This window comes from Micromonospora sp. NPDC005173, from assembly GCF_040608515.1.
Classification (GTDB): Bacteria; Actinomycetota; Actinomycetes; order Mycobacteriales; family Micromonosporaceae; genus Micromonospora.
The window spans coordinates 21,092-27,935 of sequence record NZ_JBEXIK010000067.1; the positions used below are offsets into that span (position 1 = coordinate 21,092).

The following is a 6,844-nucleotide window of genomic DNA, read 5'->3' on the forward strand; positions in this document are numbered from 1 at the left end:
TCCGTACCCGGCACTGCCGTTGGTGCTCAGGTCTTGCGCGTCGTACGCCGGCTGCCGAACGACTCCATGGTGGTCGCCTTCTTGGCCGGGGCCCTGGTGGCGGACGTGGTGCGGGCCCGCGTCGGCGCGGCCTTCTTCGCCGCCGCCTTTCTCGCCGCGGCCCTCGTCGCGGGCGCCTTCTTCGGCGGGGCGTTCTTCGCGGCGGCCGCCTTCGCCGTCGGCCTGCGGGTGGGCGTGGCCGTGGTGGCGGAGGTGTCCTTCTTCCGCGCGACGCGGGCCGTGGTCGGGGTGGGCTTCTCGCCGGGGCTCTTGGCCACGCTCGCGCCGGTGGCCCGCTTCGTGGCGGTGGCGGCCAGCGTTCTTTGCCACCGCCTTCCGGCTCATCGGAGCCTTCTTCGCCCAGGTGGCCTTGCGGGCCCCGGTCGGCCGGCTGCCCGTCGGGACGGCGCTCCTGCCTGCGGTCATCCTCGCTCATCCTCGGGTCTCCCCGGCATCACCAGTACTGCCGGACGACGGGCATGGCGGGTGCAGACTCGCCCGGCCCGGTCGGCCGGGTCTTCCCCCGCCTCCGCCGGGCAAACGCCGAAGGAACGGGCTGGTTGTGACGGTCTTCCTCGGCCCCACCCGGGCGGTTCGGCGCCGTTGCATTGAGCGTTGGCAAGATCGAGGCAGACTTGGGCACTGAAGTCATCGACCCGTCCTGGCCCATGGCTGCCTCCGAGGTCGGCGATCGCCGGGCTCCGGTTCCCGACCGAGGTGATCGTGGTCGCGGTTCGCTGGTATCTGCGGTTCAACCTGTCCTATCGCGACGCTGACGAGTTGCTGGCCGAACGTGGCGCCGAGGTCGATCACGTCACCGTCTACCGGTGGGCGCAGCGATTCATCCGTGGGTGACTAGACGCCTGCGGCGAGGAGCCACGATCGCTATGGCGGGCGGGCGGGTCGGCGTGCGGGCGGCGGGGCCGAGTCGCTCGTACTCCGAGATCATCACCACCGGCTCCGCGGCGCACAGGTCGGGGAAGCGCGGCCGTCGTCCCGGTCGGGTAGCTTCGCCGCGTGGTTGATCGAGTGGTACGACCCGGCGATGTCGCCGTGATGAGGTTGTCAGACGGTGGATTTGGGGCATGTCAGGTCACTGGTGTCGCAGGCCGTGTGACGTCGGCGTATGCGCTGCGCTGGCACTCGGCAGATCGGCCGAGCCTGGACGAGCTGCGCGGCGTTGAGCCACTGACGCTTGACCATCATGCCCACGACGGGCGCCTTGCTCACTTGTCGATTGGCAGCTGGCATGCGGTGCCGCCGGGGTTCACCTGGATCGGAACCCTGCCCGTTCCTGACGGTGTGCCGGCGTTGTCGAACACGTACTCGGGCTGGCAGTCACTTGCCGACGATGTGGTCAGGAAGCGCCGCTGGGACCGGAAGCTACCGGCGGCAGTGAAGGCCGCCTACCGTGCGGCCGCCACCCGCGGTCAGGTCGACGTCGACTTCGGCGCCGGGGCGGCGACGCTCGGCGCGGCCACGCCTCGACTCGACCTGAGCGGTGAGGGGTCGATGCGAGTGCCTACGTCCGGGCCGGTGCAATGGTCCGCTCTCGATCAGCTGCCCCGCTGCACGGCGTTAACGTGGGCCGGCCCGGACCGTGGCCTCGCCCGCGCGTTAGCAGACCGCCCTGTTGTCTCGTCACTGACGTGGCAGGACCCCCCGCCAGTCGTGGATCTGACCGACACCGGTCTGCAGCACCTGTCGCTGTCCGGTGCGGATGTTCGCGAGGTGCGGCTGCCCCGTGGCCTGCACAGCCTTGAGCTGGCCGCGGTGGACCGGGATCCGGCCGTGTACGCCGCGGACGACGGCCGATGGCTTCATCTCACCCTGACCGGCGCCGACGCGGAAACGACGGTTCCTGCAGGCCTGCACGGTATTCGAGAGGTCGCCCTGGACGGTGGCGGCACCATGTCCGCCGCTGCCGTACGGGAACTGGAAGAGCTGGAGAGCCTCCGGATCTACTGGCGCAAGCCCCCAGGACAGTTGATCGACGCCGCGGCTCTGGCCAGTCTGACCCATCTGGCCGTCATCGAGCTTGTCGACGGCTACGGCCTGGACGCGGGCACACTGCCTGACCTGACCTCGCTGACGCAGCTGAGCATCAGCGGTCTACCCCGATCGATCGTGCCCGCCTTGAAAGCCCGCTACCGCGGCACCGGGGTGCGCCTGGTCATCGAAGGCGCGAAGCCCGACACGTGGCTGGCCGCCAACCTGAACAACCCGTTCAGGGACTGGGTCGACGACGACGCCCGAGGCGGAGCCGCCGCCTGCAAGGCATACGCCAGCGCGGTCCGCACCATTGACAAGCTTCCGCAGGAACGCCGTGGGCGTGCAGACGAAGCGGAAGCGGCCTTGCGCACCCTGGTTGAGGCGCTCAACAGCATCGATCAGAAGTACGAGATCATCGACACGCTGCGCCGAGAGGAAGCCTTCGACGCGTTCATGGAACTCGCCGCCCGAGCTGATGTCCCAACGCATCTGGCCGACCAGTGGTTCGACGAGTGGCGTGACTTCTAACTGACTCCATGCGGGCCTACTGCCCGCGTCTCGAGCGATGCAAGATCAGACCAGACCGGGGCGCCACCAGTATCGGGTTCGCCCCGGGGCGGGTCCCGGGCCGGATGGGATTGGCCGGGGGCAGCCGTCGGGGGAGGGGAGCGGTCGTGTCGGGCAGGATAGCGGGGTGGCGGTGGGCTTGGATTGGGCGAGCTTCGAGCGTGTGCTGGTAGAAGCCCTGGTGCAGGTCGTCCGGTCGACCGTCGCCGAACATCCTGACGAGCGGTTCTACGCCGCGGTGCTTGACCGGATCTACCGTGAGACCGATGGGCAGCTTGCCCTGCCCAGCCTCGCGATGAACAGTGTCGAGGCGTTGGCGCAGCTTCCCGTCGAGGAGCAGGCGGATGTGCGGTGGCGCGCGGCCGACTGGGACCGCTACGGCGACGGGTGGCTTGCCGAGGACCTGGCCCGGGATTGGGAACGGCGACTGACCGCGGAGGCGTGTCGAGGGACGCCCCGGCAGTGGGAGGCGACGTTTCGCCGTTACCTTTCGATGCTCGTGCGGGTGTAAGCGAGCCAGGGTCGCACTTCGCGTCAGCGGCGTCACCGACCGGGACTTCGTGGTGCTGCTGCTCGACGACGAGTACCACGAGACGCTGATCAAACGCGTCCTCACCAAACGTGAGGTGAGCCGGCACTTCCGCGAGTACGACCAGCTGGCGGTCGAGCTGGCGCGGGTCGCCACTGTGCCGCAGGCCGAACGCGCCGCGTACTACGTCGCCAGGCTGGAGGCGTTTGACGGTCCGGTCAGCGGCGAGGACGCCGAGGTGGCGCTGCGTGATCTCGGGTCAGCCGCGTTTCCTGCCTTGATTCCCATGCTCGCCGTTGAGGGCCGGGCGTGGCAGGCCGCCAAACTGCTGGCCGACATCGGCCAACCCGACGACGGCGTCGTGCGGGCAATGCACGAGGCGCTGACCGAGCGGGAAGGACCGGACCAGTTGTGGGTGGCTCGTGCGCTGGCGCGGCTGGGCCGCCTGGACCTCGTGCTGGGCCAGATCGACCGTCTTCCGCAGCAGGTCGTGGTCAGCGCGGTGACCGCGCCCGGTCGAGGTGCGCGGCGCGGTGGTCGTCGGCTACGTCACGTCGGTCGGGCCCCGCCTGGCGGACGCCGAGTTCGGCACCGACCAGGACGACACCGGTACATGGGCTGCGCGGTGCAGGACGTCGCGGCCCGCCGCCGCGCCCGCGTTGGCGATGACGGTGGGCTCACCGCCCTCGAGAACGCTGACGCAGGCCCGGTAACGGTGGTGACGGCGTCGCCTCGGAGACGGGCTCCGGCCCGGCGGAGATCCGCCGGGCCGGAGCCGTCATGCTGTTGACGGGCCGTGCTTCAGCTCGTCGTCACCGAACCGTTGACCTTGCTGTCCCGCACGGTGCCACCGAGGGCGTGCACCGAGCCGTTCACGCGGCTCTCCACGATCGACACTACCGAGGCGTCGGTTGCGGTGACCGAGCCGTTGAGGGTCGCGTTGAAGGCGATCAGCCCGGCGCCCGGAGCGACCTTGATCCTGCCGTTGACGGTCGCACCGTCCAGGCAGGTGATGCCGGACGTGACGGTGAGTCCGCCGTTCTGGCGGTTGCGCAGGATGGTGGTGCAGGCCGGGTAGCTGGGCTGCGTCTGCACGTTCAGCTCGGCGAAGGAGACCGCCCGGGCGTTGTTCGTTCGCGGGTCGTCCAGCTTGAGGACGTCGAAGCCCTTCTGGATGTCGTTCGAGTAGATGTACCCGTTGTGGTAGTACGTCGACCACGCCCCACCGAGGATGCGGCGGGTGTCGGAGAGCGGGCCCCGCTCCCAGTAGGCGATCTCGACCGGGTTGGCCGAGTCGGTGAAGTCGATTACCGAAATGCCGCCCTGGTACCAGGCCTGGACCATGATGTCGCGGCCCATGGCGGGGATCAGCGAGCCGTTGTGCGCGACGCAGTTCTCCAGGGTCGTGTTCAGCCGTGGGATCTTGAAGTAGCTCTTGAAGACCAGCTCGCGGTCGGCACCGGAACCCACGATGTCGTAGATCGCGTCCGCGCCCTGGTTGGCCCGGTAGGTGCTGGTGCAGATCGCGCTGCTGCCGCCGCCGAGCTCGTCGGTGAAGACGACCTTGGTGCCGGCGTTGTTGAAGGTGGCCGAGTGCCAGAACGCGAAGTTCGTGTCCCGGACCTGGCTGAGGATCACCGGGTTCTCCCGGTCGGAGATGTCGAACAGGACGCCGTCACCCATGCAGGCGCCGGCGGCCAGGTCCAGCTCCGGGTAGGCGGTGATGTCGTGGCAGCCGCTGGTGGAGCCGGCGCCGTTGGTTCCGGGGAAGAGAACCGGGGTGGCTACCACGGAAGCGCTGGCCGGGTTGTCCACCGGCACCTTGATGATCGAGATCTTGTCGTGCGGCGGCTTGCAGTAGAAGGCGCCGCTCGACGGGCCGTACGACTGGACGTAGACGTAGACGCTCTTTCCGTCCTTGCTCGGCACCAGCGTCTGGGTGTGCGAACCGCAGTCGGTCCGGACCGACTTGACGTACCGCGGATTCGCCTTGTCGCTGATGTCGAAGATCCGGACGCCCTCCCACGAGCTCTGCTGTGCGGAGGAGCCGCTCGTGCTGTTGCACGAGTCGTTGCTGCGGGGCGCGTCGACCGCGAGGAACAGCAGGTTGCCCATGACCGACGGGTCGCCCTGCGAGCCCGAGCAGACCACCTGGCTGACCACCTGAGGCGAGCTGGGGTTACTGACGTCGAGAACGTTGAAGCCTTCGTAGTTGCCGGCGAAGGCGTAGTTGCCCTGGAAGGCCAGGTCCGAGTTGTACGCCCCCTCGCTGGCGAACCCGCCGAACTTGGGGATGTTGGCGATCTGCCGGATGTTGGGGCTGCTGGCGATCTCGTCGACGCCCGGAGTGGTGTTCGCGGCGGCCACGTCGTTGGCCGCCTCCTCGGCGATGCAGTATTCGGCGAAGTTGTCGCCGGCGGCCTCAAACGATTCGCAGATGTCTGTGCTGCCGCTGGAATCGGTGGCGCCGCTCGCCGGCGCTACGGCCACGACGGCCGTGAGGAGAAGAGCGCCTGTGGCGGCCAGGCCGATGGCCAGCCTCCGGGTCCCTTGTGGACTTCGTTCGATCATTGTGGACACCCTTCGTTCATCGGGTCGGCAGAGTAGCGGGACGATAACCCGGTGTCTGGTGCCAGTATTGAGGCCCGGCTCACATATTGCGCCGGCTTCTGATCACGGTTACGCAAACCTGGTGGGCGTGCGGCGGCACGAATAGCCGCAGGTGGGGCTAATAGAATCTTTTTCGCTGCCCTGATCTTCCCCGTGCAGGTCAGGCTCGCGCTAACATCCCGGCCAACCTCGGTCGGATGGCGGGAGTCGAGTTGTGCTAAGTGTGCGGATCCGAGCGCTTTTGGGACGCTCGCGGGCGATTGTCCTCGTCGAGCTGGCGGTGCTCGCCGTGCTGGCCGTCGGGGCAGCGGTGGTCGTCTGGTGGCCCGAGGGCCGCCCGGAATCGGCCGCGACGGCCAGCCCCCAGGCATCTCTCGACCTGCCCGGTCTGCCGGACGCGACCGCGCCGGTGCTGATGCCCGCGGCGCCCGGCGAGCCGGCGAAGACCGTCCGGGCGAACGAGAAGTCGCCCGCACCGCGTCCGACGTACAACAACGCCGACATCCGGTTCGTCACGATGATGATTCCGCATCACGAGCAGGCGCTCGTGATGGCCCGACTGGCGGCGGACCGGGCGGCGAACCCGCAACTCAAGATCATTGCCGACCGGATCCTGGCGGCCCAGGAACCGGAGATCAAGACACTGGAGACCTGGTTGACGGACCGAGGCCTGGACCGGAACTCCGGCGGCGGCGGCCACCAGCACAGCATGGCCGGCATGCAGACGGCGGAGGCGCTGGAACTCCTCACCGCCGCCCGAGCCGCCGAGTTCGACCGGATGTTCGTCGACATGATGGTCGAGCACCATCAGGGCGCGATCGACATGGCGGGCGAGGTGCTGGCGCTCGGCGTCAACGTCATCGTCAACGAGACGGCCAGCAGCGTCGTCGTCGAGCAGGGCGCCGAGATCAACCGGATGCGGCAGGCACTCACCGGCGCGAAGTAGCCCTTCTCCGACACGGTGCCAGGTGCCATCCCTGTGCTGGTCCAAAACGTGGCCGCACGGTCTGATTAGCCTCCGTCTTTCATTAAGCCCGTTGGTTGGTTGGTTGCGGTGTTTCGGGCGAGGTGGCGGTGGTCGTTTTGGTGATGGGTAGCAGGTGTCGC

Annotated in this window: 5 protein-coding genes and 2 pseudogenes; 5 read left to right on the forward strand and 2 right to left on the reverse strand. The window is 68.5% G+C overall.

Going from position 1 to position 6,844, the window contains the following annotated elements:
- Positions 1 to 26: 26 nt before the first annotated feature.
- The gene (locus ABZV00_RS35420) at positions 27 to 317 is read right to left on the reverse strand and encodes a hypothetical protein (RefSeq protein WP_355614356.1); all 291 of its coding nucleotides are present in this window, start codon (positions 315 to 317) and stop codon (positions 27 to 29) included.
- A gap of 394 nt (positions 318 to 711) precedes the next feature.
- Here ABZV00_RS35420 and ABZV00_RS35425 point away from each other — a divergent pair.
- The 4 genes and pseudogenes from ABZV00_RS35425 to ABZV00_RS35440 form a co-directional block, all read left to right on the forward strand.
- Positions 712 to 882: pseudogene (locus tag ABZV00_RS35425) on the forward strand (IS6 family transposase); the annotation flags it as partial.
- 270 nt (positions 883 to 1,152) lie between these two features.
- Positions 1,153 to 2,559 (forward strand): hypothetical protein, encoded by a 1,407-nt coding sequence (locus ABZV00_RS35430; RefSeq protein WP_355614359.1) that lies wholly within the window; start codon positions 1,153 to 1,155, stop codon positions 2,557 to 2,559.
- A 202-nt stretch (positions 2,560 to 2,761) separates the two neighbouring features.
- The gene (locus ABZV00_RS35435) at positions 2,762 to 3,109 is read left to right on the forward strand and encodes a DUF4303 domain-containing protein (protein WP_355614362.1); all 348 of its coding nucleotides are present in this window, start codon (positions 2,762 to 2,764) and stop codon (positions 3,107 to 3,109) included.
- 52 nt (positions 3,110 to 3,161) lie between these two features.
- On the forward strand, positions 3,162 to 3,917 hold the full coding sequence (locus ABZV00_RS35440) for a hypothetical protein (protein ID WP_355614365.1): 756 nt from the start codon (positions 3,162 to 3,164) through the stop codon (positions 3,915 to 3,917).
- A gap of 293 nt (positions 3,918 to 4,210) precedes the next feature.
- On the opposite strand, the pseudogene ABZV00_RS35445 reads toward ABZV00_RS35440, so the two are convergent.
- Positions 4,211 to 5,518: pseudogene (locus ABZV00_RS35445) on the reverse strand (hypothetical protein); the annotation flags it as partial.
- A 460-nt stretch (positions 5,519 to 5,978) separates the two neighbouring features.
- Between ABZV00_RS35445 and ABZV00_RS35450 the strand changes: the two are divergent.
- Entirely contained in the window at positions 5,979 to 6,683 is a 705-nt protein-coding gene (locus tag ABZV00_RS35450; protein ID WP_328418402.1) for a DUF305 domain-containing protein, read from the forward strand.
- Positions 6,684 to 6,844 lie beyond the last annotated feature (161 nt).